Source organism: Streptomyces sp. NPDC047515 (assembly GCF_040643055.1).
In the GTDB taxonomy this organism is placed as follows: domain Bacteria; phylum Actinomycetota; class Actinomycetes; order Streptomycetales; family Streptomycetaceae; genus Streptomyces.
In genome coordinates this window covers 1-25,364 of record NZ_JBEYTM010000001.1, presented here as the reverse complement: position 1 = coordinate 25,364, position 25,364 = coordinate 1, and the positions used below count along the sequence as shown (strand labels likewise).

Below are 25,364 nucleotides of genomic sequence, written 5' to 3'. Positions count from 1 at the left end.
GACACCACGCCCTTTTGTGCTCGTCGAAGAGGAGAACAACCATGACCGCCGAGACCCAGCTCCCCCAGGCCACCGGCTCCTGCTGCTCGCCCAGCGGTTCCTGCCACGACAGCGCGGACACCGGCGACCGGGCGGCGGACGGCGTCACCACCGTCTACCAGGTGTCCGGCATGACGTGCGGGCACTGCGAAGGCGCCGTCTCCGAGGAGATCTCCGGCATCGAGGGGGTCACCTCGGTGAAGGCCGTCGCCTCCACCGGCCAGGTGACCGTGACCTCCCGGGCCCCGCTGACCGAGGACGCCGTGCGCGCCGCGGTCGACGAGGCGGGCTACGAACTCGTCGGCCAGGCCTGAACGCCATCGGGACACACCCGATACACCCGATACACCCCATACGCCAGATACACCAGATCAGCCGTATCACCCGCATCACCCGCATCACCCCCCTTTGCCGCCGGGCCGGACCGACCAGCAGATACTGGTGGGGTACGGCCCGGTCGGCGTTACAGGAGTTCGGACATGCACAGCGCTACAGAGGCCGAGACCCCGGCAGCGGGGAGCTCTCGGACCGAACTCGCGATCGGCGGGATGACCTGTGCCTCCTGCGCGGCCCGCGTCGAGAAGAAGCTCAATCGGATGGACGGCGTGACCGCCACCGTCAACTACGCGACCGAGAAGGCCCGCGTCTCCTTCGGTCCCGGGATCGCCCTCGCGAATCTGATCGCCACGGTCGAGAAGACCGGATACACGGCGCGGCCCGTACGTCGTCCCGAACCGGCACCGCCCGCCCTCCCGCAGGCCACGCCCACCTCAGCCGCCACGCCGATGCCACCCCCTTCGGGCGGCACGCCGGTCACGCGCGCGGACACCGTCGCGGACATTCCCGAGGACGGCGGCCCGCGCGGCGCCAACACCCGAACCGCCCGAACCGCCCCAGCAGCCGAGAAATCGACCGCCACCGGCAGCGACGTCCAGGCCGACGTCGAGGCAGACACCGGGGGCGCAGTCGGAGTCGAAGCCGCAGTCGCCGCCGGCCTCTCCGAGCCGGCCACCGACCCCGCCGAACGGAGCCCGGCCCTCGCCCTCGCCTCACTGCGGCAACGTCTGCTCGTGTCGGCCGTCCTCGCCGTCCCCGTCGTGGTGCTCGCGATGGTCCCGGCCCTCCAGTTCGACAACTGGCAGTGGCTCTCCCTCACCCTCGCCGCCCCCGTGGTCGTCTGGGGCGGGCTGCCCTTCCACCGCGCCACCTGGACCAATCTCCGGCACGGCGCGGCCACCATGGACACCCTGGTCTCGGTCGGTACCCTCGCCGCCTTCGGCTGGTCCCTGTGGGCGCTGTTCTTCGGTAACGCGGGCATGACCGGGATGCGGCACGGCTTCGACTTCACCGTCTCGCGCGCCGGAGCCTCCTCCACCATCTATCTGGAGGTCGCCGCCGGCGTCATCACCTTCATCCTGCTGGGCCGCTGTCTGGAGGCGAAGTCCAAGCGGAAGGCCGGTTCCGCACTGCGCGCGCTGATGCACCTCGGCGCGAAGGACGTCACCGTCCTGCGGGGCGGTACGGAGGTACGCATCCCCGTCGCCCGGCTCGCCGTGGGCGACCGCTTCGTCGTCCGTCCCGGCGAGAAGATCGCCACCGACGGGACCGTCGTCGGGGGCGTCTCCGCTGTGGACGCCTCCATGCTCACGGGCGAGTCCGTGCCGGTCGACGTGGGCGTGGGCGACCCCGTCACCGGGGCCACCGTGAACACCTCGGGCCGGCTCGTCGTGGCGGCGACCCGGGTCGGTGCCGACACCCAGCTGGCCCGGATGGCGAAGCTCGTCGAGGACGCCCAGAACGGCAAGGCCGAGGTGCAGCGCCTCGCCGACCGGATCTCCGCGGTCTTCGTCCCCGTGGTGCTGATGCTCGCCCTGGCCACCCTGATCGCATGGCTGCTCGTCACGGACGACGTGACCGCCGCGTTCACCGCCGCCGTCGCCGTACTGATCATCGCCTGCCCGTGCGCCCTCGGCCTCGCCACTCCCACCGCCCTCATGGTCGGTACGGGCCGCGGCGCCCAGCTCGGGATCCTGATCAAGGGACCGGAGGTCCTGGAGGCCACGCATCGCATCGACACGATCGTCCTCGACAAGACCGGCACCGTCACCACCGGCCGGATGACGCTCCAGGACGTCCACCCCGTGCCCGGCACCGACGAGAGCCGGCTGCTACGGCTGGCCGGGGCGCTGGAACACTCCTCCGAGCACCCCGTCGCCCAGGCTGTCGCCGTCGGCGCGGCCGAACGCACCGGCACCCCCCTGCCCACCGCCGAGAACTTCGCCAATGTCGCGGGGCTCGGCGTGCGCGGCACGGTCGACGGGCACCACGTGCTGGTCGGCCGTCCGCAGCTGCTCGCCGACGCGGGCATCGACGTCCCCGACAGCCTGTCCGGCGCCGTGGCCGACGCGGCGGCCCGTGGCCGTACCGCGATCGCGGTCGCCTGGGACGGGCAGGCACGCGGCGTCCTCGCCGTCGCCGACGCGGTCAAGGAGTCCAGTGCGGCGGCCGTCGCCGGACTGCGCGCGCTCGGGCTCCGTCCCGTGCTGCTGACCGGCGACAACCGGGCCGTGGCGGACGCCGTGGCCCACGCCGTCGGGATCGACGAGGTCCACGCCGAGGTCCTGCCCGAGGAGAAGGTCCACGTCATCGAGCAGCTCCGGGCCCGGGGGCACTCCGTCGCCATGGTCGGTGACGGGGTCAACGACGCGGCCGCCCTCGCCACCGCCGACCTCGGCCTGGCGATGGGGACCGGTACGGACGCCGCGATCGAGGCGAGCGATCTCACCCTCGTTCGTGGAGATCTCAAGGTGGCGGCAGACGCGATCCGGCTCTCCCGGCGCACTCTGGCCACCATCAGGGGCAACCTGTTCTGGGCATTCGGTTATAACGTTGCTGCCCTACCCCTTGCGGCATTTGGCCTGCTCAACCCTATGATTGCGGGAGCGGCGATGGCCTTCTCATCGGTCTTCGTCGTGACGAACAGCCTGCGGTTGCGCGCCTTCACGTAACTTCCACAAAGAGATTTAGATCACACCGGCTTCAGGGTAACCATCTGGTGGGTTCGCGAGTCTTAGAGTGCGATGCCAAGGATGTCTTGGGGGATGTCCGTCGAAGTGTCTTGGGGGATGCTTCGGGCAAGCGTTGGCCGGGGCACGTGCACCGGGGAGCTTTGAGCGGCCCTCCCGTGCGTACGTACCCCGGCAGACCGCACTGGAAGTACAAGTGAAGAGCGCAGTTCGCAGTGGGTGAGGAACGCCCAGGAGCTTCGGCTCCCACAGACGCCCGGCCGGATCCCGTGGGGGGAATCCGCTCCGGGATATGGGAAGCGCCTCGCTGTCGGCCCGTGGGGGGATCGATGGCGGGGCGCTTCTCGCTGTCGCCCCGGCGGCGGCCGCCCAGGGCCGGGCATGCAAATCGCCCCGGACACCGCGCTCTGTGCGAAAGCGCGGTACACGGGGCGAAGACAACCGGCCTCGGCGGCCGGGGCAGTGCGGGGTGGTACGAGGTCAGCGGCCCTCGACCGGGACGAAGTCGCGCAGGACCTCGCCGGTGTAGATCTGACGCGGGCGGCCGATGCGGGAACCCGGCTCCTTGATCATCTCGTGCCACTGGGCGATCCAGCCGGGAAGCCGGCCGAGCGCGAAGAGCACGGTGAACATCTCGGTCGGGAAGCCCATGGCCCGGTAGATCAGACCCGTGTAGAAGTCCACGTTGGGGTAGAGGTTGCGCGAGACGAAGTACTCGTCGGAGAGCGCGTGCTCCTCCAGCTTCAGCGCGATGTCGAGCAGCTCGTCGGACTTGCCGAGCGCGGACAGCACGTCGTGGGCCGCGGCCTTGATGATCTTGGCGCGCGGGTCGAAGGACTTGTAGACGCGGTGTCCGAAGCCCATCAGCCGGACGCCGTCCTCCTTGTTCTTCACCTTGCGGATGAAGGAGTCGACGTCGCCGCCGTTGGCCTGGATGCCTTCGAGCATCTCCAGCACCGACTGGTTGGCGCCGCCGTGCAGCGGACCCCACAGCGCCGAGATACCGGCGGAGATCGAGGCGAACATGTTCGCCTGCGAGGAGCCGACCAGACGCACGGTGGAGGTCGAACAGTTCTGCTCGTGGTCCGCGTGCAGGATGAGCAGCTTGTCGAGCGCGGAGACGACGACCGGGTCCAGGTCGTACTCCTGGGCGGGGACCGAGAAGGTCATGCGCAGGAAGTTCTCGACGTACCCGAGGTCGTTGCGCGGGTAGACGAAGGGGTGACCGATCGACTTCTTGTACGCGTACGCGGCGATCGTCGGCAGCTTGGCCAGCAGCCGGATCGTCGAGAGGTGGCGCTGCTCCTCGTCGAACGGGTTGTGGCTGTCCTGGTAGAACGTGGACAGCGCGCTGACGACCGAGGACAGCATGGCCATCGGGTGGGCGTCGCGCGGGAAGCCGTCGAAGAACCGCTTGACGTCCTCGTGCAGCAGCGTGTGCTGGGTGATCTCGTTCTTGAAGGCCGACAGTTCGTCGACCTTGGGAAGCTCGCCGTTGATGAGGGTGTAAGCGACCTCAAGGAACGTCGAGCGCTCGGCGAGCTGCTCGATGGGGTAACCGCGGTAGCGCAGGATGCCCTGCTCACCGTCGAGGTAGGTGATGGCGGATTTATAGGCTGCGGTGTTGCCATATCCGCTGTCCAGCGTCACGAGACCGGTATTGGACCGGAGCTTCCCGATGTCGAAGCCCTTGTCGCCGACGGTGCTGTCGATCACCGGGTAGGTGTACTCGCCGTCGCCGTACCGCAGTACTACAGCGTTGTTGGTGTGCTCGCTCACGTCATCCCTCACCGACGTAGTGCCTCTTCTTTGAGGTTCCCTGACTGTCTCCACCCTCCCCCATTTGGCTCAGGAGAGTGCACTCGGGGTCGTCCATTGGACCTACTCGCGGCACTGAGTGCCGCGAGCCTACTCATCCTGCCCCCTCGCATCCGGTTCCGGAAGGCCTCCGTGATGTTTCCCACCGATTTGATCGATCATTTTTTCCGGGGATCCTCCGCCCTGTCCCCCTGACAGCCGGTAATCCAGCGCCGTACAGCGTCTTCCTGCGGAAACCGTGCGGACCGCCTGGCCGATCGCCTGCCGCGAGCCGACCAGCACGACGAGCTTCTTGGCCCTGGTCACGGCGGTGTACAGCAGGTTCCGCTGGAGCATCATCCAGGCGCTCTTCGTGACCGGGATGACGACGGCCGGGTACTCGCTGCCCTGGGAGCGGTGGATCGTCATGGCGTACGCGTGGGCCAGCTCGTCCAGCTCGTCGAAGTCGTAGGAGATCTCCTCGTCCTCGTCCGTGCGGACCGTCAGCTTCTGTTCGTCCAGGTCAAGGGTGGTGACGACGCCGACCGTGCCGTTGAAGACGCCGTTCTCCCCCTTGTCGTAGTTGTTGCGGATCTGGGTGACCTTGTCGCCGACCCGGAAGACCCGGCCGCCGAACCGCTTCTCGGGCAGGTTCGGGCGGCCCGGAGTGATGGCCTGCTGGAGGAGTCCGTTGAGCGTGCCCGCGCCGGCGGGGCCGCGGTGCATGGGAGCGAGGACCTGTACGTCTCGCCGCGCGTCCAGCCCGAACTTGGCCGGAATGCGGCGGGCGGCGACATCCACCGCGAGCACGCCCGCGTCCTCCGTCTCATCCTCCACGAAGAGGAAGAAGTCCTTGAGGCCCTGAGTGAGCGGCGGTACGCCGGAGTTGATCCGGTGCGCGTTGGTGACGACCCCGGACTGCTGGGCCTGGCGGAAGATCGTGGTCAGCCGGACCGCCGGAACGGGGCCGCCCTCGGCCAGCAGATCGCGCAGCACCTCCCCCGCGCCGACCGACGGCAGCTGGTCGACGTCCCCGACGAGCAGGAGATGGGCACCGGGTGCCACCGCCTTCAGCAGTTTGTTGGCGAGCAGCAGATCCAGCATCGACGCCTCGTCGACGACGACCAGATCGGCGTCCAGCGGGCGGTCCCGGTCGTACGCCGCGTCGCCCCCTGGCTTGAGCTCCAGCAGCCGGTGCACGGTGGAGGCCTCGGCGCCGGTCAGCTCGGAGAGCCGCTTGGCCGCCCGCCCGGTGGGCGCGGCCAGCACCACCTTGGCCTTCTTGGCGCGGGCCAGCTCCACGATGGACCGGACGGTGAACGACTTCCCGCAGCCGGGCCCCCCGGTCAGGACGGCGACCTTGCGGCTGAGCGCGAGCCGTACCGCGGCCTCCTGCTCGGGGGCCAGATTCGCCCCCGTACGCGTGGCGAGCCAGGCCAGCGCCTTGTCCCAGTCCACGTCCGCGAAGGCCGGCATCCGCTCCTCGGGCGTCCGCAGCAGCCGCTGCACCTGAGCAGCGAGGGCGACTTCGGCACGGTGGAACGGCACGAGGTAGATCGCCGTGACCAGTGCGCCACCCTCGGGCGACGGCACCTTCTCCCGTACGACGCCCTCCGGGTCCTCGGCCAGTTCGGCGAGACACTCGATGACCAGCCCTGTATCGACCTGGAGCAGCTTCACACCGTCGGCGATCAGCCGCTCCTCGGGGAGGAAGCAGTGCCCCTGGTCGGTGGATTGCGACAGCGCGTACTGCAGACCGGCCTTGACCCGCTCCGGGCTGTCGTGCGGGATGCCGACGGCCTGGGCGATCCTGTCGGCGGTGAGGAAACCGATGCCCCAGACGTCGGCGGCCAGCCGGTAGGGCTGGTTCTTCACCACGGAGATCGAGGCGTCCTCGTACTTCTTGTAGATACGGACGGCGATGGAGGTGGAGACACCGACACCCTGGAGGAAGACCATCACCTCCTTGATCGCCTTCTGCTCCTCCCAGGCGGCGGCGATCATCTTCGTCCGCTTCGGCCCGAGCCCGGGGACCTCGACCAGCCGCTTCGGCTCCTGCTCGATGATGTCGAGGGTGTCGACGCCGAAGTGCGTGGTGATCCGGTCCGCCATGACCGGACCGATGCCCTTGATCAGGCCGGAGCCGAGATAGCGGCGGATGCCCTGGATGGTGGCGGGCAGCACGGTCGTGTAGTTCTCCACCGTGAACTGCTTGCCGTACTGGGAGTGCGAACTCCAGCGGCCCTCCATCCGCAGGGACTCGCCGACCTGTGCGCCGAGCAGCGAGCCGACGACGGTCAGCAGATCACCCGCACCCCGGCCCGTGTCGACGCGGGCGACGGTGTACCCGTTCTCCTCGTTGGCGTAGGTGATCCGCTCCAGGACCCCTTCGAGGACGGCCATGTTGGACATGTTCCGACGGTATCGGTTCCCACCGACAACGCATTCCCGGCCTCGGAGGCCGAGCGTTTCCTGTGGTGACGGCGCCTGAGGCAGCACTGTCCGGACCGCCGGGAACACAGCCGGGCCAGGGCCTGTTGCGCCCATGGTCCAGGATCGGAACGATCAGCAACTCCGGCGCGAGGAGGACGCCTTGGAATACGCCGATGGTCCGAGCGTGCACAGTGTTGTCCATATCGAGGCAGCCGTGCCACGGGTCTGGGAGCTGGTGACGGACATCCGCCTGCCGGCCTCATCTGTCGGTGATCCCGGAGAGCCATGCCGTGTCCTCCGGGCCCGGCGCTCCGAGGCCGGGCGCGGGCAGCCGGCGGACCTCGCCCGTTCGCAGGGCGACCGTGGCCCGAGGCCGCATCGGCCCGTCGCCCCTGCGTGAGAGCAGGACGAGTTCCCAGACTGTCGCCTCCATGGTGTCGAGCCGGGTGACACAGTCGGCGGTGACTCGCCGCGGATCCCGGGTCCGGCCCAGGGACAGATGTGGGGTGAAGTTCTCGGCGGGCCCACTGCAGCGCGGGAACCGCTGCCGCAGCAGGCGGTGCAGATGGGCCCACGGCTCCTGGCCGACTGCCGTCGGGTCGAGCCACACGGTGAAGTACGCCCTGTGCCGGAAGGTGCGGACCCCGTCCAGCCGGGCGGTGAAGACCGGCGTCTCGGCCGTCGCCGCGGCGAGCAGCGGGGCGGCCCGCTCGAAGTCGGACTCCGGCACGAAGCCGAAGAGCACATTGACGTGCGGCGGCCACCGGTGGATCTGCGGATCGTAATCCCGGCGGATGTCCTGGATCGGCGGCCACAGCTCCGCAGGCGGGATCCAGGCCACCGCTGTGCGGGCCGTCGGGGGCACGTCGAGGACGCCGACAAGATCGCCCCTGCCGGAGCTCGTATCGAAGCTCAGGTCCGCTTGCCGGTCCCGCACCCGGCCGGCGCCCGACGCATCGATGCGGTCCACGCCCGTGGCCCGGTCCCAGACCACCTCGCCGTCCGCCTCGATGAACACCACCCGGTGCCACGGGATGTCGCCCCCGGGCACGAACGAAGGCAGCGGGACGCGTTTGCAGGCATCCCCGCGCCGGCTGATCCCCAGCACGAACCGGGCCGGGTCGAACCGCGGATCCCAGCGGACCCGGTGATAGATCTCGTCGCTGGTTCGCATCACGCCTCCTCGCCCACTCACGCCACGACCGGCCGGACCGCCGCTTCAGTGCGGCTTCACATACTCCACCTTCACCACGTCCGGCACATCGGGCAGCTTCTCCCGGCCGGTCAGGCCGGCTCTCAGACCCCCGTCCGGCCGTCGATGCGCTCGCGGATGAGGTCGGCGTGCCCGCAGTGGCGGGCGTACTCGCCGATCATGTGGGTGTAGATCCAGCGCAGCGTGACCTGCCCGCCCATGAACGGGCTGGTGTCGTCGAGGGACCGAGCGGCGCAGTTCGCCCTGGCCCGCTCCACCTCGGCCTGCCAAATCGACAGCGCCTGTTCGTAGCCGACCCCCTCGGTGAGGTCGAACCCGCCGTCGCGGGCCGACGGGTCGGCGTCTGGGGTGAAGATCGGCGGCGCGTCTTCCTGGGCCAGGACCCGGCGGAACCAGTTCCGCTCGACCTCCGCCATGTGCTGGACAAGGCCGAGCAGGCTGATCGGCGAGGGCTCCACGGATGCCTCACGCAACCGCTCGTCGTCGAGGCCCTCGCACTTTTGGGCAAGGGTGGCGCGGTAGAAGTCCAGCCAGCTCGCCAGGGAGGTCCGCTCATCGGCGTCCAGGGGAGGCATGGTGCGGTCGGGGGTGCTCATGGATCAAAAGCCTGCCATGAGGGTCTGACAGCGGCGGTGATCACCGGGGCTGCCGCGTCGAGGGCACTCCCGACCAGGAACAGACGCTGCAACCGGCCGGTCTCCGGGGCACCTTGAAATAATTCACTTACACACATCCGCAGGCACGCCTGATGATGTGCGCATGGCACTGAAGGAGACGCTGGAGCGCGTGGACGCGGACCTCGCCGCGGGACGTGTGCCCATGGCCCGCCAACGACTGCGCGGACTGGTCTCGTCCTACCCGCACCACCCGGCTCTGCGCCGACGCCTGGCCGACATCTACCGGATGTACGGCGACCCTGCCGAGGCCGGCCGTTGGTCGTACCTCGAAGAGGACAGGCTCCCGGACGAGGTCGCCGCGTTCGACAAGAGGTACAGCGACCCGGTGCGCCGGATGCGCGCCCTGGCCTGGCAAGGCCCGGAATCGGCGGCCGCATCCCCCTTCACCGGAGAGCAGTTGGCAACCGTGCGGACCGCCGCCTCCAAGGCCCTCGGCCACCCGGTCACCTGGGACACGCTCACTGAGGTGCGGGGTGACGCGCCGGAGGCGGGTTCGTTCCGCCAGTCCTTGGCTGCCGTGGGCTGCGCGCTCCTGGCGATCGCGTTCGTCGGGATCTGGGTGAACGGGTTCCTCGACCTCTTCCGCTGACCGCGAGTGCCTCGACCTCGCCAGTGGCTACGCCACCGTCCCTGTCCGCAACAGCAAGGCGCCCCGCGGCCCGGCGCTCGTCTTCTCGCCGACGGCTGGTCGTCGTCCGTCGCTACGGTCGAGGGCAACCGCATCACTGGCCGGCCCACACGGCAGCCCGTTGCTCACCAGCCGCGGCGCACCGGGAACAGCGTCGCGTTCGACTTTGCAAACGAGACGAGAATCGGCCAAAAATGAGCGGCAGCCGGGCCACTCAAAAGCGATCCGCCCGCCAGCGAAGGGAAAAATAGTTCAAGTATGTGCCGAATTAGACACCCTGGCTCTGGCTCCGACTCCGCCGCACACCACTCACAGCGCAGTGCCCCTTGATTGCATCGGCAACGCAGAGTTGATAAAGGTGATGGCACATACGTTCGCAAGACATGGCGGGGGACTGCATGAAGTTCGACATGGGGGCGCAGGTTCTTTCGACTCTGTCGTCGAAGTCGCGTGGGTCGAGTACTGATCTGGGGACGTTGATTCGTCAGTTGGTGCAGGCGGCGGCGCCGTTGGAGGGGAAGTTCAACGGTGCGGGGCGTGTGGCGTTCGATTCGTTCAAGGGGCGGTCGGACGAGATCACGGCTGCGTTGAACGGTTCGCTGTCGGCTCTCCTCGGTGGTCAGTCGGGGATGGAGCAGGCGTTCGGTTCGGGTGATCAGGAGCAGGGTGACAACGCGCGGCAGCAGATGTCGGCGGCGAATTTCGATGCGGCGCGCTTCGGCGGCCGTTGATCACAGGGGGTTGGGTTTCTGATGGCTGGTGACGGTGACCGTCGTTCGTACGACACGGGTGCGTCGGCTGATGCGCAGGGCAACATCCAGGTGGTGATCGCGCGTCTGGAGGAAGTGATCGCGGCGCGGGACGCGCAGGTGAAGGCGGCGATGGCGGACTTCGCGGCGGATGGTGTGGCGGATGAGTACCACGGCAAGGAACTGCGGTGGAACCGTTCCTCGCAGGAGGTCAAGAACATCATCCAGCTGCTGAAGACGACGCTGGAGAAGAACGACGGAACGGCGCAGCACACGATCACGCGCGCGAAGGCCGCGGTCGACAACATCGGCTGAGGCGCGCCTCCCCGCATCAGGAGGAACGATTCCGCGGGGCACGGGTTGTGGATACGTGGTGTGCCAGGACAGTTCGGCAGAGGGGGCTTTCACATGGTGGCGTGGGACATCAAACCGCAGGGGGTGCAGGGCCAGTTGAAGGTCACCGGTACGCATGCCGGGGACTTGGAGAAAGCCCTGACCGCGCTGATGGCGACCATGTCGGAGGCTGCGCAGGCGGCGGGCACGGCCGTGCCCGGCCCGCAGGCCGCAACGCCTCTGCAGGGCCCGGTGGCACCGGGGAGGGCGCCGTTGTCGCAAAAGGCGATGGGGCCGGTGGCCGCGGCGCTGGGCGAGTACCTGGAAGGGCGTCAGAAGGACTTCAAGGCGATGGCCGAGCGCATCGAGGCGGCCGTCCTGGGCGCGGTCGAAGCCACGAACGCGTACTGCGAGGGCGACCTGGAAGCCGCCGAGCACGCGCAGAACGCGGCGAAGGCCGTACGCCTGGACCTCCTCAAGGACACCGGGGGACACAGATGAGCGGCAACGACCCCGTCGACCCGGTCGGGATACCGGTCTTCACCGGTGACCTGGCCCTGCTCGACACAAAGGTGACAGCACTGTCCACCGACGGCGCGAAGATCGCGACGGCCGCCGGTGACGTCCACACCAGCTTCGGCGGACTGCACGCCTTCTACAAAGCACCCGAAGCGGAGCAACTGTTCGCCACGACCAAGCCGGTCGCGGACACCGGACTCACTCTGAGCTCGGACCTGAGCGTCATCGCCGGTGCGCTGGGCACCTACTCGGACGACGCCTACCCGCTGGTGGAGAAGCTCAAGGAGCTGAAGCGGGAGGCCGTCGCCTTCCGGGTCAAGGTCGACGGCGACGACAAGTGGCGCGAGGACGGCGACCTGGTCGAGGAGAACAACCACCGCCGCAACGAGATAGCCGAGGTCTGGGCCGCCTTCCAGGAGGTGGAACGAACCTGCCACGCCACCATCGTCGCCCTGGTCGGAGGCAAGGCACTCAAGACAAACGACGGCTCCACCAAGAAGGGCATGTACGGCTATGACGCCGAAGCCCTCAAGCAGGCAAAAAGCCTGCCCTGGGGAGACGCGGTCAAGGAATCGACCCCCTGGTGGCAGGTGTGGGAGCACGCCTACGACTTCGGCAAGGGCTTCGTCGTCGACGGCGTCTGGGGCACCATCAAAGGTCTGGGCACCCTGTTCGGCGTCGACGGCTGGGACGCCGCCAAACAGGCATGGACCGGCCTGGCCAAACTCGCCACCGGACTGGCGATCGCCATCACCCCCGGCGCGAACGCCGCCTTCTGGGCACTCCCCGACGACAAACTCCCTTCCTGGATAAGGGACTCACGCACCGCGATGAAGGAAACCGGCAAAGCGCTGGTGGCCTGGGACCAATGGGGCAACAACCCCTCCAGAGCCGCAGGCGCGGTCACCTTCAACGTCCTGACCACCGTCTTCACCGGCGGCACCGGCGGTGCGGTAGCGGGCGCGGGCAAGGCCGGCATGGCGGCCAAGGCCCTGTCCTTCGCAGGCAAGGCCGGCCGGATCGTCGACCCCATGACCTACGTCTTCAAGGGCGCGGGCGCGGGACTGTCGAAGATCAGCGACGTGATGGCCGGACTGAAGGGCCTGGGCAGGTTCGAGGCCCCGAGCATCAACATGGACGGTGCGATCGCTCTCCCCGAGGGTGCCGTCCACCTCCCCGACGGGGCGATCCACCTCCCGTCGGGCTCGGCGGTCCCGGACGGGGCGATCAAGCTCCCCGACGGCAACATCAAGCTGCCCGAGGGCACCACCGCCCTTCCGCCGGGCACGGTGAAGCTGCCGGTGGACGGGCCGTCGCAGTTCATGGACCCCAAGGGCAACATCTACGACGCCGCGGGCGACATCACCCAGCACGCGAAGGACGCCCCGACGGGCAAGCCGGACGCGGGCGCGGACAGCCCGCGCGTCGATGCCCCGAAGGTGGACTCCCCGGCCACGGTCGGGGTCCCGGAGCGCGAGCTGGTAGGCGTCGGCGGCCGCGGCGGCGACGCGATCCGCCTGGGCAGCGACATCTCCGACCCGGTCCACGTGGGTGACCACGCACCGGGCGCCCGCCCGGACACCACCTATGGCGGCCACGCGGGGCACGGGCCCTCCAACGACCTCAACGCTCCCCGGGGCGGCCACGGCGACACCCCCTCCACGGGCAGCCACACGGACACCCCATCGACCGTCGGCCACACGGATGGCCCGGGCGGCACCGGCCACACGGACGGCCCGTCCACCGACGGCGGCCGCCACGAGCCCCCGCCCGCGGGCGGCCACCACCCGGACGGACCGGGCGGCACGGGCGTCGGCCGCCACGAGCCTCCGGCCTCGGCGGCCCCCGACGAAGCGACCCGCGCGGCCCACCGCGCGGAGTACGAGGCTGCCCGTGAGGTTCCGCCCAAGCAGCGGACGCCCGAGGAAAGCATGGCCATCACCCGCGAGCACGTCCGGCTGGCCAACGAGGACCCGGTCTGGCGCGCGGAGCACTACGACAAGTGGGGGCCCGGCTATCGCAACGATGCCGACGGGCTGGTCGACGGCCAGCTCCTGCCGAAGCTCATCGAGAAGGCTCCCGGCACGTGGATCGCCGTATCCGACATCCCGCACGCACACCCGGGCGGGTTCCACCTCACCCCCTTGGAGAGGGGCAGGGCCACTGTCGCCCCCGACGACCTCACGCACCTTGACAAGGTCGCGGCCAAGCGCATGGCAGGCATGGACCTGACCGCGGCCGAGAAGGTCTTTGAGAAGAATCCGAGCTTTGAGAACGCGCACGACCTAGCTCACGCGCAGGAGCACTACAACCAGACGGTCGGCGAGGGCGTCGCCAACAACTCCAAGCTCGGCGAGGACCTCGGAGAAGAGGCCGCGAGGCGCCACATGCTCCTGCAGAAGGAGTTCGAAGGTGCCCATGAGATCACCGACCTCCCTGAGACGGCCAACGGTTCGAAGAGGTTCGACCAGCTCTGGCGTGACAAGAACGGCAACCTCGTCATCGTTGAGGCGAAGAGCCCCAACGGGACGCTGGAGTGGCGCCGTGGCAACGGTCGGCTCGACCGCGACTTCATGGTGAAGCAGGGATCCCTCGAGTACGTCCGCACGATCATTGCCGATATGAAGGATCGCGTCATGACTTCACCGGGGGAGGCCAAGTACATCACCGAACTCGAGAACGCCATCAAGTACAAGACCTTGCGCTACGTCCTCGTCCAGGCCTCTGAGAACACCGGTCAGTATGCTGGGGCCGTGCTCAAGTACTTCGAACTCTTTTAAGGAGAAACGCGTTGGTCTCGATCATTCCCCGCCACCCCTTTCCCACGGGGAACGCGGAAGCGGGCCTCGCCGTTCTCCAGGAGAGCGCCGACGGGTGGATCGACGGTCTGGAGGCGGACTCCACCGGTCTGGGCGAGGCCTTCGACACCTCGCTCATGCTGGCTGAAGGGCACTGCCTGCTGGACCCGCGAGGATCGATCTTCCCCACCTGGGACGCCTGGGTGAACGCGATGCAGATCGGCTCCGCCGTGTTCGCCGCCGCGACCACGACCGGGGGCCAGGTCCAGTGCCGCATCGCGCACAAGGACCGCACCCTCCAAGCCACTGGTCCGCAGCGGTACGTGACCCCGGGCACCTGGCTCACCGCCTTCTACCTCGCCGTGGTGTGCCGGGAACGGGACAGGATCACGGCCCTGTGCCGAGTGCCCTTGTCTCTGCTGCGGGAGAACGGTGCGCACTACGACGAGTTCGAGTACGCCTGGATCGATGCCCTCCAGACCTACTGGCTCGGCGGCGACGGCTTCGGCTCGAAGCTGGTGGCCGCGGTCGACGGCGCGGACGCGGACGCGGACACCATCGCCGACCAGGAGACGGTGGGCAAGCTCCTCTACCCGCCGATGGAGATGTTCCACCGGGTCATCCGCAACGACCACGCCGGCTTCAACCGCGCTCTCGCCGCCGCCCTCCAGTGGCACAAGGAGTACTGGACCGATGAGACACGGGCCGGCCTGATCTCGGGCCTCGTCGCGCTCGCACCACTTGCCATGGCCTGCTTCGCCCACGACGCGGGCATCCCCATCGAAGTCGAGTCCGAGTACCTGCCCGCCACCCTCCTGGGACGCAACTGGTGCGGCGAATTCCCCACGTAAGCCACACATGACCACCGTCGTCCCCCGCCACGCGTTCCGTACGGACAACGCGGCCGAGGTCATGGCGCCGATCGTCGCGTCAGCGCAGGACGCAGTCGAGGGCAAGGGTACGTACGCTGGAGCGGTCCTCGAATACTTCAAGGTCTGAATCTGACAGGGGAGATCAGTGGTCATGAGCGTGTCCCGCCAGAGCTAACCGACGGCTGCGATGGAGACAGTCGTCCCCGTCATGGAGAAGTCCCTGGCCGATTCGCTGCAGACCATCGAGACCTCGCACGGCGCCAGGAGTGCGTCGCCGACAACGTCCTTGAACGTGGCGCGCATCCGCTGTGTCGGGGACCCGGATGCGGAGATGCTGGAGACCTGGGAGTCCTGGCTGCTGGCCATGCAGGTGCACTCGGCTGCTATCTGCCGGACGCCCTGCTGGACTTCGCCTGGCGCGGCGAGTTCGACGTGTAGCGATCGAGGTCGAGTCCGAGTACCTGCCCATGGCTCTTCTGAAGCGCAACCGAGTGGGCGAGTTCGATACCTGAGCCTCGCCCTCGGCCGGCGCGGAACGTCGCCGTCGACTGCGGCTCGACGCGGAGACCCCAGCGGAGAACATGACCGACGCATCTGCGCCCAGGATGCGAAACGGGGCCCGGTCAGATGACCGGACCCCCCTCGCGTTCCCCCTCCGTCAGGGCTTCCCGATCCCCCCGGATCCCTCCCCGGAAGCGCCCGACGACAGATATGACTCGACGGGGTGCCGAACGGTTGCACGCCTTGACGATCTCTTTACCTTGGTGGCAAAAAGGCCCATTCAGCAGGCGTGTTCGGCGTAGCGGGACGCGACCTCCGCGAGGACTTCGGCGCCGTCGCGGGCCCAGAGGCCCTCGTTGAAGATCTCCACCTCGATCGGGCCGTCGAAGCCGGCGGCCTCGACCAGGGAGCGGAACGCGCGGAAGTCCACGGCCCCGTCGCCCAGTTGCCCCCGGCCGAGCAGGACGCCCGCCGGGAGCGGGGTGATCCAGTCGGCCAGCTGGAAGGAGTGGATGCGGCCGGCCACGCCCGCGCGGGCGATCTGGGCGGGTGCCTGGTCGTCCCACCAGACGTGGTACGTGTCGACGACCACCCCCACCTGGTCGGCGGGGAAGCGTTCCGCGAGGTCCAGGGCCTGGGAGAGCGTGGAGACGACGCAGCGGTCCGCGGCGAACATCGGGTGCAGCGGTTCGATCGCGAGACGTACGCCGCGCTCGGCCGCGTACGGCGCGAGCTGCCCCAGGGCGTCCGCGATGCGTTCGCGGGCGCCGTGCAGGTCCTTGCTGCCCGCCGGGAGGCCGCCGGAGACGAGGACCAGGGTGTCGGTGGAGAGAGCCGCCGCCTCGTCGATCGCGGCACGGTTGTCGTCCAGCGCACGGGCCCGTTCCGCCGGGTCGAGGGCGGTGAAGAAGCCGCCCCGGCAGAGGCTGGTGACGGTCAGTCCGTTGTCGGCGAGCAGGGCGGCCGTGCGCTCCACGCCGTACTCCTGGACGGGGGCCCGCCACAGACCGACCTTGTCGATGCCCGCCTTGGCGCAGCCCTCGGCCAGTTCGGGCAGCGACCACTGCTTGATGGTCTCCTGATTGATGGAGAGACGGCCGTCGTTCATCGGGTGCCTCCGTTGACCGTGAGCAGGGCGCGCATCCGGGATTCGGCCAGTTCCGGATCGGGCAACAGGCCCAGCCGGTCGGCGAGTTCGTACGCCTTCGCCAGATGCGGCAGCGAGCGGGCGGACTGCAGGCCGCCGACCATGGTGAAGTGGTCCTGGTGCCCGGCGAGCCAGGCGAGGAACACCACACCCGTCTTGTAGAAGCGGGTGGGCGCCTGGAAGAGGTGGCGGGACAGTTCGACCGTCGGGTCGAGGAGGTCGCGGAAGCCCTGGGTGTCGCCGGTGTCCAGGACGCGTACCGCGTGGGCGGCCAGCGGACCCAGCGGGTCGAAGATGCCGAGCAGGGCGTGGCTGAAGCCCCGGTCGTCGCCCGCGATCAGCTCGGGGTAGTTGAAGTCGTCGCCGGTGTAGCAGCGGACCCCGCCGGGCAGGCGGCGGCGTACGTCGATCTCGCGCTCGGCGTCCAGGAGCGAGATCTTGATCCCGTCGACCTTGTCCGGGTGCTCGGCGATGACCTTCAGGAACGTGTCGGTGGCGGCGTCCAGGTCCGAGGAGCCCCAGTAGCCCTCCAGCGCCGGGTCGAACATCGGGCCGAGCCAGTGCAGGACGACCGGTTCGGAGGCCTGGCGCAGCAGGTGCGCGTACGTCTCCAGGTAGTCCTCGGGCCCCTTCGCGGCGGCGGCGAGCGCGCGGGAGGCCATCAGGATCGCCTGGGCGCCGCTCTCCTCGACGAGGGTGAGCTGCTCCTCGTACGCGGACCGCACCTCGGCGAGCGAGGCGGGTCCGGCGGGGAGCTGGTCGGTGCCGACGCCGCAGGCGATCCGGCCGCCGACCGCCCTGGCCTCGGCGGCGGAACGACGGATCAGTTCGGCCGCACCCGCCCAGTCCAGGCCCATGCCGCGCTGGGCGGTGTCCATGGCCTCGGCGACGCCGAGGCCGTGCGACCAGAGATGGCGGCGGAAGGCGAGGGTGGCGTCCCAGTCGACGGCGGCCGGTGAGTCGGGGCTGATGTCCGCGAACGGGTCGGCGACGACATGGGCGGCGGAGAAGACCGTACGGGAGGCGAGCGGTGCGCCGCCGGGGGCGAGGTCGAGCGGGGTGGTGCGGGGCTCGTACGGGCCCTGCGGGAGGTGGATGGTCACGGGGTCGGCTCCGATGCTCCGTACGCGGGGTGGATGGTCACGGGATCGCCTCCGACGTCCCGTACGCGAGGTGGCCGGTCAAGGGGTCGACTCCGTTGCCCCGTCGGCCGGGTGGCTCGTCACAGCGTCAGCTCCGGCACGTCGAGGCGGCGGCCCTCGGCGGAGGACTTCAGGCCCAGTTCGGCGAGCTGCACTCCACGGGCGCCGGCCATCAGGTCCCAGGTGTACGGCTCGTCGAGGGCGATGTGGCGCAGGAAGAGCTCCCACTGGGCCTTGAAGCCGTTGTCGAAGACGGCGTTGTCGGGGATCTCCTGCCACTGGTCGCGGAACGGTTCGGTGACCGGGAGGTCCGGGTTCCAGACCGGCTTGGGGGTGGCCGAGCGGTGCTGGACGCGGCAGTTGCGGAGTCCGGCGACGGCGGAGCCGTGCGTCCCGTCGACCTGGAACTCGACGAGTTCGTCGCGGTTGACCCGGACCGTCCAGGAGGAGTTGATCTGGGCGACGGCGCCGCTCTCCAGCTGGAAGATGCCGTACGCGGCGTCGTCGGCGGTGGCGGCGTACGGCTTCCCTCGCTCGTCCCAGCGCTGCGGGATGTGCGTCTGGACGTGCGCCTGGACGGTGGAGACCCGGCCGAACAGCTCGTGGAGCACATACTCCCAGTGCGGGAACATGTCGACGACGATGCCGCCGCCGTCCTCGGCGCGGTAGTTCCACGACGGGCGCTGGGCGTCCTGCCAGTCGCCCTCGAAGACCCAGTAGCCGAACTCCCCGCGCACGGAGAGGATCTCGCCGAAGAAGCCGCCGTCGATGAGGCGCTTCAGCTTCAGCAGGCCCGGCAGGAAGATCTTGTCCTGGACGACGCCGTGCTTGATCCCGGCGTCACGCGCCAGCCGGGCCAGCTCCAGGGCGCCCTCGACGTCCGTGGCGGTGGGCTTCTCGGTGTAGATGTGCTTGCCCGCGGCGATCGCCTTCTTGATCGCCTCGACGCGGGCCGAGGTGACCTGGGCGTCGAAGTAGATGTCGATGGTCTCGTCGGCGAGGACCGCGTCGAGGTCGGTCGACCACTCGGTCAGACCGTGCTGCGCGGCGAGCTCCTCCAGCGCGTGCGCGCGGCGGCCGACCAGGACGGGCTCGGGCCACAGCACGTCGCCGCCGCCGAGGTCGAGGCCGCCCTGCTCGCGGATGGCGAGGATCGAGCGCACCAGGTGCTGCCGGTATCCCATGCGACCCGTGACGCCGTTCATGGCGATGCGCACTGTCCTGCGTGTCACGAAAGTTCCTCCATACCCTCATAGCAAGCGCTTTCTATCGGAGATGACGCTAGCCTGCCGACAGCGGCCCGGACAAGAGGGGGCGCGCCGGCAACTCCTCTCATTCCTCTCACCCCCGGCACTCCTCGGAGGACAGCGATGACAGTCACCCTGGCTGATGTAGCGGCCCGCGCCCGGGTGTCCCCGGCCACCGTCTCCCGCGTGCTGAACGGCAACTACCCGGTGGCCGCGTCCACCCGGGAGCGGGTGCTGCGTGCGGTGGACGACCTGGACTACGTGCTCAACGGGCCCGCGAGCTCACTGGCCGCGGCCACGTCCGACCTGGTCGGCATCCTGGTCAACGACATCGCCGACCCGTTCTTCGGGATCATGGCGGGGGCGGCGCAGACGGAGATCGGCGGGCCGGGGGACGGTTCGGGCCGGGCGGGCGGCGAGAAGCTCGCCGTCGTCTGCAACACCGGCGGCTCCCCCGAGCGCGAGCTGACCTATCTCACCCTCCTCCAGCGCCAGCGCGCCGCCGCCGTCGTCCTGACCGGCGGCGCCGTGGAGGATCCGGTGCACCAGGCGGCGGTCTCCGCCAAGCTGGCGAAACTCGCGGACGCGGGAACCCGGGTGGTGCTGTGCGGGCGGCCCCCGCTGCCGGACAGCGAGGCCGTCGTGGCCGCGCTCGCCTTCGACAACCGTGGCGGCGGGCGGCGCCTCACCGAACATCTGCTCTCGCTCGGCCACCGCCGGATCGGCTACGTCGCGGGCCCGCTGGAGCGTACGACGACCCGTCACCGGCTCGAAGGCCACCGCGACGCGATGCGGGCGGCGGGGCTCGTCGGCGACGGACGGAGCACGGAGGGGAGCCCGGCGCACGCGTACGACGAGGAGCGGCTCACCGTCCACGGCCCCTACGACCGCCGCTCCGGCTACGACGCCACCCTCGAACTGCTGCGCCGCGAACCCGGGGTGACGGCCGTCGTCGCCGCCAACGACACGGTGGCGCTGGGCGCCGGTGCGGCGGTCCGGGACCAGGGCCTGCGCATCCCCGAGGACGTCTCGGTGGCGGGGTTCGACGATCTGCCGTTCTCGGTGGACGCGGTCCCGGCGCTGACGACCGTACGGCTGCCGCTCTTCGAGGCGGGCGCGCGGGCCGGGCGGCTGGCGATGGGCAAGGAGGCGCCGCCGCCGGGAGGCATCGCGACGATCGCCGCCGAGCTGATGGTGCGGGGGTCGACGGCGCCGCCGCGGGCGGTGTGAGGCCGCACCCCGGGGCCGGGGGTACCGGCAGGGCCGGACCCGGGGTCATGATGTGCCGGCCATCGTCCGGTCCGCGCGGGACGGTGGCACGTACCGACGGAAGGAACACGCACATGAAGCTCGCCTTCTCGACCCTCGGAGTGCCGGGGATGCCGATGGCCGATGTCGTCCGGCTCGCCGCCGAGCACGGCTACCAGGGGGTGGAACTGCGCGCCCACCCCGAGGAACCGGTGCATCCGGGTCTTTCGGCACCCGAACGGACCCACGTCGTCGAGGAGTTCAAGAAGGGCGGCGTCGAGATCCTGACCGTCGCCGGGTATGTCCGGGCCGCGGCCGAGGGGGACGACCGGCCCGTGCTGGACGAACTCGCCGGGCTGGTGGAGCTGGCCCACGACCTGGGTGCTCAGCATGTCCGGGTCTTCCCGGGCGGCGGCGACCAGGACCCCGCCGCGGCCGACGCGACCGCCGCCCGACGGCTGGGCGCCGTCGCTGCGCACGCCGCCGACCGGGGCGTACGCATCCTGCTGGAAACCCATGACTCGCACCGGGCGGGCGCCGACGTGGCCCGGATCGTCGGAACGGTCGGGCACCGGCAGGTCGGCGCGCTGTGGGACATCATGCACACCTGGCTGGCGGGCGAGGAACCGGCCACCAGCCACGCCGCGCTGGCCCCGCACCTGGCCTACGTACAGGTGAAGGACATCGCGTCGGCCCAGGACACCGAACCGTTGGCGCTGGGCGCCGGGGTGCTGCCCCTGCGGGACTGCCTGGACACGCTTGACCCGGGCAGCTGGGTCTGCTGGGAGTACGAGAAGCGGTGGCACCCGGGGGCGGCGGAGCTGCCGGGGCTGCTCAGCGCGGGACGCGAACACCTGCTGCGGCTGGGGGCGCCCAAGTCGTAGGCGGACGCGGGCACAGGCACCGCGCGACCGCAGCCGCAGCCGCGGCCGCGGTCGTGTTCAGGCCCGCGCCTTCGGCCGCGGCTCCGGCCCCTGTGCCTGCTCCGATTCCGGTTCCGGTACCTCTGCCGGTGCCTCCGGTACCCCGGCACGGGTCCGGCGCGTCCCCGCCAGCGACGTCAGGGCCACCCCGCCCACCAGCAGCGCCGCCGCGCACCACCGCAGTGGGCTCACCGACTCGCCCAGCAGCAGTGCCGCCGCCGACATCCCGAAGACCGGGACGAGCAGGGTGAACGGGGCCACCGACGACGCCGGGTGGTGGCGCAGCAGGAAGCCCCAGGCCCCGAAGCCGAAGACGGTGGTGATCCAGGCGACGTAGACGATGATTCCGACGCCGCTCCAGTCGAGCGCGGCCAGCGCGTCGGCGTCGCGGTCCCAGCCCTCGAAGAGGAGGGAGAGGCCGAGCAGCGGGAGCACAGGGACGGTCGAGACCCAGACCATGAAGTTGAGGGAGTCGGGCGGCGCGGCCTTGCGGGTCAGCACATTGGACACCCCCCAGCAGGCCGCCGCCGCGATCACCAGGACGAAGGCGAGCACGGGCCCGCTCGCGCCCTCGTCGACCGCCGCCACGCCGATGCCCGCCAGCGCCACCGCCATCCCCGACATCCGTATTCTTCCCGGACGTTCGCCCAGAACCAGCGCCGCGAAGAGGGCCGTGAAGACCGCCTGGACCTGGAGCACCAGGGAGGAGAGGCCGGCGGGCATGCCCCGGTCCATGCCGATGAAGAGCAGACCGAACTTCGCCACTCCGAGAACGAGCCCGACACCCACGATCCACTTCCAGGCGACCTTGGGCCGACCGACGAAGAAGACGGCGGGCAGCGCGGCGACCAGAAAGCGCAGGGCGGAGAAGAGCAGCGGCGGGAAGTGCCCGAGGCCGATCTCGATGACGACGAAATTGACACCCCAGACGGCGGCCACCAGGGCGGCCAGGGCGATGTGGAGGGGACGCATGCACCGAGGATCGTCCGCGCGGACCATGTAGCACCAGCACGGATTCCTTCATGGTGGAATTGAGCGTTGCTGATGAATCGCGAGATCCCACGACCGGGAGGTTCCGGTGCTCGATCTGTCCCGGCTGCGCGCACTGCACGCCATCTCCGTGCACGGCTCCGTCGCGGGCGCGGCCGCCGCGCTCGGCTACACCCCGTCGGCGGTTTCGCAACAGATCACCAAGCTGGAACGGGAGACCCGTACGACGCTCCTCGAACGCCGCGGACGCGGTGTCGCGCTGACCGAGGAGGCGCTCCATCTCGCCGAGACGGCCCAGCAGTTGCTGGCGATCATGGAGTGCGCGGAGACCACACTGGAGGAGCGCAGGGGGCTGCCGACCGGGCGGCTGTCGATCGGCGCGTTCGCGTCCGCGGCGCGCGGACTGCTGCCCGAGGTGCTGGCCGGGCTGGAACGGGACCATCCCGCCCTGGATGTCCGGATGACCGAGGTCGATCCGCACCTCTCGGTCGATCTGGTGGCCAAGGGCGTGATCGATCTGGCGGTCGCGCACGACTGGGACATCGCCCCGCTGCCCGCTCCCGAGGGTGTGGCACAGGCGGTGATCGGTGACGACCAGTGCGATCTGCTGGTGCCCGAGGGCCATCGGCTCGCCGGGCGGGACGCGGTGCGGCGCGAGGAGCTCGCGAAGGAGCGGTGGGTCTGCCAGCCGCCGGGGACGGTCTGCCACGACTGGCTCGTACGGACGCTGCGTGCGGCGGGTTACGAACCCGACATCCGGCACCAGGCGGAGGAGAACCACACCCAACTGGCCCTGATCGCCACCGGTCTGGGGGTCGCGATGATCCCCCGGCTGGGCCGGGGGCCGCTGCCGACGGGGGTGGTGGCGGTGCCGCTCGCGCCCGTACCGGTGCGTCGGTTGTACGCGTTGTGGCGTACGGAGGCGGCCCGGCGGCCCGCGATCACGGCGGCCGTGTCGGCACTCCAGGCGCACGGGGCAGCGGTGGGACTTCGACAGGGCTGAGATACCGGGCAGGCTCAAAACGGTCCAGACCCTTGACCGGAAGTTATTTTCTGTATATCCGTGCTCCTTGGAAGTTTCTTTCACCTTCTCTCTCGTCCCCCGAGTACGGCCGAAGGAGCTCACGTGCACCACCGCACCTCCAGACGCACCCTTCTCACCGCCACCGCCGCGACCGCCGCGGTCGCCGTCACCGGCGGCGTCATCGCCCCCGGCGCCGTCGCCGCCCAGAGGTCCGCGAGCAGCGGGCCAGGCGGCGGGCAGCAGAACTCAGCCGCCACCACCAAGCGCCTCAAGCGGCTCATCTCCCGGATGACCCTGGAGGAGAAGGTCGGACAGCTCTTCGTGATGCGGGTGTACGGGCACTCCGCCACCGAGCCCGACCAGGCCGACATCGACGCCAACCTGGCCGAGATCGGCGTCCGCACCGCCGCCGAGATGATCGCCAAGTACCACGTCGGCGGAATCATCTACTTCGCGTGGGCGCACAACACCCGCGACCCGCACCAGATCGCCGACCTCTCCAACGGCATCCAGCGCGCCGGCCTCACCGGCCCGACTCCCCTGCCGCTCCTCGTCTCCACCGACCAAGAGCACGGCATCGTCTGCCGCGTCGGCGAGCCCGCCACCTTGATGCCCGGCGCGATGGCGCTGGGCGCGGGCGGCTCGCGCTCCGACGCCCGCCGCGCCGGGCAGATCGCGGGCGCCGAACTGGCGGCGATCGGCATCAACCAGAACTACGCCCCGGACGCCGACGTCAACGTCAACCCGGCCAACCCGGTCATCGGCGTACGGTCCTTCGGCTCCGACCCGCAGTCCGTCGCGGCGATGGTCGCCGCGCAGGTGAAGGGGTATCAGAGCAGCGGGATCGCCTCGACCGCCAAACACTTCCCGGGCCACGGCGACACCAGCACCGACAGCCACACCGGTCTGCCCGTCATCCGCCACACCCGGGAGCAGTGGGCGCAGCTGGACGAGCCGCCGTTCCGGGCCGCGATCGCCGCGGGCATCGACTCGATCATGACCGCGCACATCGTGGTCCCGGCGCTGGATCCGGCCGAGGACCCGGCGACGCTCTCCCGTCCGATCCTCACCGGCATCCTGCGCGAGGAGCTCGGCTACGACGGGGTCGTGGTGACCGACTCGCTCGGCATGGAGGGCGTGCGGACGAAGTACGGCGACGAGCGCGTGCCGGTCCTCGCCCTTCTTGCGGGCGTCGATCAGCTGCTCAACCCGCCGAACCTGGACGTCTCCTGGAACGCCGTCCTGGAGGCCGTGAAGAGCGGTGAGATCAGCGAGGTCAGGATCGAGGAATCGATCCTGCGCATCCTGCGGCTGAAGACGAAGCTCGGGCTGTTCGAGGACCCGTTCGTCAGCCACAAGGGTGTGGACCACACCGTGGGGACGCGGGCCCATCTCGCCGCCGCCGACCGGATCGCCGAGCGCACCACCACGCTGCTCGCCAACGACGGCGCGGTGCTGCCGCTCTCGCGCCGCTCCCACAAGAACCTCCTCGTGGTCGGCGCCGACCCGGCCTCCCCGTCCGGTACCACCGGACCGCCGACCACCACCCTGGCCACCGCCTTCGGTGAACTGGGGTACGCGGCAACGGCGCTGTCCACCGGTACCGCCCCCACCAAGGCGAAGATCGACGAGGCGGTGGCGGCCGCACAAGGCAAGGACGCGGTGATCGTGGGGACGTACAACGTCACGGCGGGCAGTTCGCAGCGCGCCCTGGTGAGCGCCCTCGCGGCCACCGGCATCCCGGTGATCACGGTCGCGATCCGCAATGCGTACGACATCGCCCAGCTGGCCGGGACCGGGTTCGCGGCGAACCTGGCCACGTACTCCTGGACCGATGTCGAACTGCGGGCCGCAGCCCGCGTGATCGCGGGCGGCGCGGAGCCGAAGGGCACCCTGCCGGTGCCCGTGCAGCGCGCCGACGACCCGGCACGGGTGCTGTACCCGGTCGGTTACGGGCTGACGTACTAGTGTCCTGCGCCAGGAATTCGATCAAGATATGCGGCGAGGCGTTCGAGGATCTCGTCGGCGCTCTTCGTCCAGGCGAAGGGGCGGGGGTTC

Annotated in this window: 21 protein-coding genes and 2 pseudogenes; 14 read left to right on the top strand and 9 right to left on the bottom strand. The window is 69.9% G+C overall.

The annotated features are described in order from the left end of the window. Positions 1-41: 41 nt before the first annotated feature. The gene (locus tag ABZ826_RS00115) at positions 42-353 is read left to right on the top strand and encodes a heavy-metal-associated domain-containing protein (protein ID WP_361439711.1); all 312 of its coding nucleotides are present in this window, start codon (positions 42-44) and stop codon (positions 351-353) included. Between the two features lie 165 nt (positions 354-518). After that, on the top strand, positions 519-3,047 hold the full coding sequence (locus ABZ826_RS00110; RefSeq protein WP_361439708.1) for a heavy metal translocating P-type ATPase: 2,529 nt from the start codon (positions 519-521) through the stop codon (positions 3,045-3,047). 498 nt (positions 3,048-3,545) lie between these two features. On the opposite strand, the gene ABZ826_RS00105 is transcribed toward ABZ826_RS00110, so the two are convergent. The 4 genes and pseudogenes from ABZ826_RS00105 to ABZ826_RS00090 form a co-directional block, all read right to left on the bottom strand. Beyond that, positions 3,546-4,844: a citrate synthase gene (locus ABZ826_RS00105; RefSeq protein WP_361439705.1), complete on the bottom strand. Its 1,299-nt coding sequence runs from the start codon at positions 4,842-4,844 to the stop codon at positions 3,546-3,548. A 129-nt stretch (positions 4,845-4,973) separates the two neighbouring features. Then, the gene (locus ABZ826_RS00100; RefSeq protein WP_361439702.1) at positions 4,974-7,274 is read right to left on the bottom strand and encodes an ATP-dependent RecD-like DNA helicase; all 2,301 of its coding nucleotides are present in this window, start codon (positions 7,272-7,274) and stop codon (positions 4,974-4,976) included. 358 nt (positions 7,275-7,632) lie between these two features. Further along, positions 7,633-8,469: pseudogene (locus ABZ826_RS00095) on the bottom strand (RNA repair domain-containing protein); the annotation flags it as partial. A 122-nt stretch (positions 8,470-8,591) separates the two neighbouring features. Beyond that, entirely contained in the window at positions 8,592-9,104 is a 513-nt protein-coding gene (locus tag ABZ826_RS00090) for a DinB family protein (RefSeq protein ID WP_361439699.1), read from the bottom strand. A gap of 163 nt (positions 9,105-9,267) precedes the next feature. On the opposite strand from ABZ826_RS00090, the gene ABZ826_RS00085 reads away from it, so the two are divergent. The 8 genes and pseudogenes from ABZ826_RS00085 to ABZ826_RS00050 all read left to right on the top strand — a co-directional run bounded on the left by ABZ826_RS00085 (position 9,268) and on the right by ABZ826_RS00050 (position 15,211). After that, positions 9,268-9,774, top strand: a complete 507-nt coding sequence (locus ABZ826_RS00085; RefSeq protein WP_361439696.1) for a DUF6584 family protein — start codon at positions 9,268-9,270, stop codon at positions 9,772-9,774. Positions 9,775-9,808: 34 nt separating this feature from the next. Beyond that, positions 9,809-10,279, top strand: a pseudogene (locus tag ABZ826_RS00080) (DUF397 domain-containing protein); the annotation flags it as partial. Continuing rightward, entirely contained in the window at positions 10,212-10,544 is a 333-nt protein-coding gene (locus ABZ826_RS00075; RefSeq protein ID WP_361439693.1) for a hypothetical protein, read from the top strand. The pseudogene ABZ826_RS00080 and the gene ABZ826_RS00075, both read left to right, overlap by 68 nt. A 21-nt stretch (positions 10,545-10,565) precedes the next feature. Further along, a complete protein-coding gene (locus ABZ826_RS00070; RefSeq protein WP_351074632.1) occupies positions 10,566-10,877 on the top strand; it encodes a pore-forming ESAT-6 family protein in 312 nt (103 codons plus the stop codon). Between the two features lie 93 nt (positions 10,878-10,970). Further along, positions 10,971-11,396 carry a DUF6507 family protein gene (locus ABZ826_RS00065; protein WP_361439689.1) on the top strand — a complete coding sequence of 142 codons (426 nt, stop codon included), beginning with the start codon at positions 10,971-10,973 and terminating at the stop codon, positions 11,394-11,396. Beyond that, the gene (locus tag ABZ826_RS00060; RefSeq protein WP_361439686.1) at positions 11,393-14,194 is read left to right on the top strand and encodes a hypothetical protein; all 2,802 of its coding nucleotides are present in this window, start codon (positions 11,393-11,395) and stop codon (positions 14,192-14,194) included. Before ABZ826_RS00065 ends, ABZ826_RS00060 begins: the two co-directional genes overlap by 4 nt. Positions 14,195-14,205: 11 nt before the next feature. Then, positions 14,206-15,063 carry an immunity 49 family protein gene (locus ABZ826_RS00055; RefSeq protein ID WP_361439683.1) on the top strand — a complete coding sequence of 286 codons (858 nt, stop codon included), beginning with the start codon at positions 14,206-14,208 and terminating at the stop codon, positions 15,061-15,063. Positions 15,064-15,070: 7 nt separating this feature from the next. After that, entirely contained in the window at positions 15,071-15,211 is a 141-nt protein-coding gene (locus ABZ826_RS00050) for a hypothetical protein (RefSeq protein ID WP_361439680.1), read from the top strand. Between the two features lie 44 nt (positions 15,212-15,255). Here the strand turns inward: ABZ826_RS00050 and ABZ826_RS00045 are convergent, their stop codons facing one another. The 4 genes from ABZ826_RS00045 to ABZ826_RS00030 form a co-directional block, all read right to left on the bottom strand. Continuing rightward, the gene (locus tag ABZ826_RS00045; protein WP_361439677.1) at positions 15,256-15,450 is read right to left on the bottom strand and encodes a hypothetical protein; all 195 of its coding nucleotides are present in this window, start codon (positions 15,448-15,450) and stop codon (positions 15,256-15,258) included. Between the two features lie 415 nt (positions 15,451-15,865). Continuing rightward, on the bottom strand, positions 15,866-16,693 hold the full coding sequence (locus ABZ826_RS00040; protein ID WP_361439674.1) for a sugar phosphate isomerase/epimerase family protein: 828 nt from the start codon (positions 16,691-16,693) through the stop codon (positions 15,866-15,868). Next, complete coding sequence (locus ABZ826_RS00035; protein WP_361439671.1) at positions 16,690-17,835, bottom strand: dihydrodipicolinate synthase family protein; 1,146 nt, start codon at positions 17,833-17,835, stop codon at positions 16,690-16,692. Before ABZ826_RS00035 ends, ABZ826_RS00040 begins: the two co-directional genes overlap by 4 nt. Before the next feature lie 119 nt (positions 17,836-17,954). Further along, complete coding sequence (locus ABZ826_RS00030; protein ID WP_361439668.1) at positions 17,955-19,106, bottom strand: Gfo/Idh/MocA family oxidoreductase; 1,152 nt, start codon at positions 19,104-19,106, stop codon at positions 17,955-17,957. A 138-nt stretch (positions 19,107-19,244) separates the two neighbouring features. On the opposite strand from ABZ826_RS00030, the gene ABZ826_RS00025 reads away from it, so the two are divergent. Both ABZ826_RS00025 and ABZ826_RS00020 read left to right on the top strand, forming a co-directional pair. Beyond that, entirely contained in the window at positions 19,245-20,351 is a 1,107-nt protein-coding gene (locus ABZ826_RS00025; RefSeq protein ID WP_361439665.1) for a LacI family DNA-binding transcriptional regulator, read from the top strand. A 113-nt stretch (positions 20,352-20,464) separates the two neighbouring features. Further along, positions 20,465-21,253 carry a sugar phosphate isomerase/epimerase family protein gene (locus ABZ826_RS00020; protein ID WP_361439662.1) on the top strand — a complete coding sequence of 263 codons (789 nt, stop codon included), beginning with the start codon at positions 20,465-20,467 and terminating at the stop codon, positions 21,251-21,253. 57 nt (positions 21,254-21,310) lie between these two features. Here the strand turns inward: ABZ826_RS00020 and ABZ826_RS00015 are convergent, their stop codons facing one another. Continuing rightward, entirely contained in the window at positions 21,311-22,264 is a 954-nt protein-coding gene (locus ABZ826_RS00015) for an EamA family transporter (RefSeq protein WP_361439659.1), read from the bottom strand. 106 nt (positions 22,265-22,370) lie between these two features. Between ABZ826_RS00015 and ABZ826_RS00010 the strand changes: the two genes are divergently transcribed. Together ABZ826_RS00010 and ABZ826_RS00005 are read left to right on the top strand one after the other, a co-directional pair. After that, positions 22,371-23,285 (top strand): LysR substrate-binding domain-containing protein, encoded by a 915-nt coding sequence (locus tag ABZ826_RS00010; RefSeq protein ID WP_361439656.1) that lies wholly within the window; start codon positions 22,371-22,373, stop codon positions 23,283-23,285. A 123-nt stretch (positions 23,286-23,408) separates the two neighbouring features. Beyond that, on the top strand, positions 23,409-25,274 hold the full coding sequence (locus ABZ826_RS00005) for a glycoside hydrolase family 3 protein (RefSeq protein WP_361439653.1): 1,866 nt from the start codon (positions 23,409-23,411) through the stop codon (positions 25,272-25,274). Positions 25,275-25,364 lie beyond the last annotated feature (90 nt).

Excerpts from the sequence above, each read along its gene's own strand:
- ABZ826_RS00115 (WP_361439711.1), top strand. The coding sequence starts at position 42 with ATGACCGCCGAGACCCAGCTCCCCCAGGCCACCGGCTCCTGCTGCTCG.
- ABZ826_RS00110 (WP_361439708.1), top strand. The coding sequence starts at position 519 with ATGCACAGCGCTACAGAGGCCGAGACCCCGGCAGCGGGGAGCTCTCGG.
- ABZ826_RS00100 (WP_361439702.1), bottom strand. The coding sequence starts at position 7,274 with ATGTCCAACATGGCCGTCCTCGAAGGGGTCCTGGAGCGGATCACCTAC.
- ABZ826_RS00090 (WP_361439699.1), bottom strand. The coding sequence starts at position 9,104 with ATGAGCACCCCCGACCGCACCATGCCTCCCCTGGACGCCGATGAGCGG.
- ABZ826_RS00085 (WP_361439696.1), top strand. The coding sequence starts at position 9,268 with ATGGCACTGAAGGAGACGCTGGAGCGCGTGGACGCGGACCTCGCCGCG.
- ABZ826_RS00075 (WP_361439693.1), top strand. The coding sequence starts at position 10,212 with ATGAAGTTCGACATGGGGGCGCAGGTTCTTTCGACTCTGTCGTCGAAG.
- ABZ826_RS00070 (WP_351074632.1), top strand. The coding sequence starts at position 10,566 with ATGGCTGGTGACGGTGACCGTCGTTCGTACGACACGGGTGCGTCGGCT.
- ABZ826_RS00065 (WP_361439689.1), top strand. The coding sequence starts at position 10,971 with ATGGTGGCGTGGGACATCAAACCGCAGGGGGTGCAGGGCCAGTTGAAG.
- ABZ826_RS00060 (WP_361439686.1), top strand. The coding sequence starts at position 11,393 with ATGAGCGGCAACGACCCCGTCGACCCGGTCGGGATACCGGTCTTCACC.
- ABZ826_RS00050 (WP_361439680.1), top strand. The coding sequence starts at position 15,071 with ATGACCACCGTCGTCCCCCGCCACGCGTTCCGTACGGACAACGCGGCC.
- ABZ826_RS00045 (WP_361439677.1), bottom strand. The coding sequence starts at position 15,450 with ATGGCCAGCAGCCAGGACTCCCAGGTCTCCAGCATCTCCGCATCCGGG.
- ABZ826_RS00040 (WP_361439674.1), bottom strand. The coding sequence starts at position 16,693 with ATGAACGACGGCCGTCTCTCCATCAATCAGGAGACCATCAAGCAGTGG.
- ABZ826_RS00025 (WP_361439665.1), top strand. The coding sequence starts at position 19,245 with ATGACAGTCACCCTGGCTGATGTAGCGGCCCGCGCCCGGGTGTCCCCG.
- ABZ826_RS00020 (WP_361439662.1), top strand. The coding sequence starts at position 20,465 with ATGAAGCTCGCCTTCTCGACCCTCGGAGTGCCGGGGATGCCGATGGCC.
- ABZ826_RS00015 (WP_361439659.1), bottom strand. The coding sequence starts at position 22,264 with ATGCGTCCCCTCCACATCGCCCTGGCCGCCCTGGTGGCCGCCGTCTGG.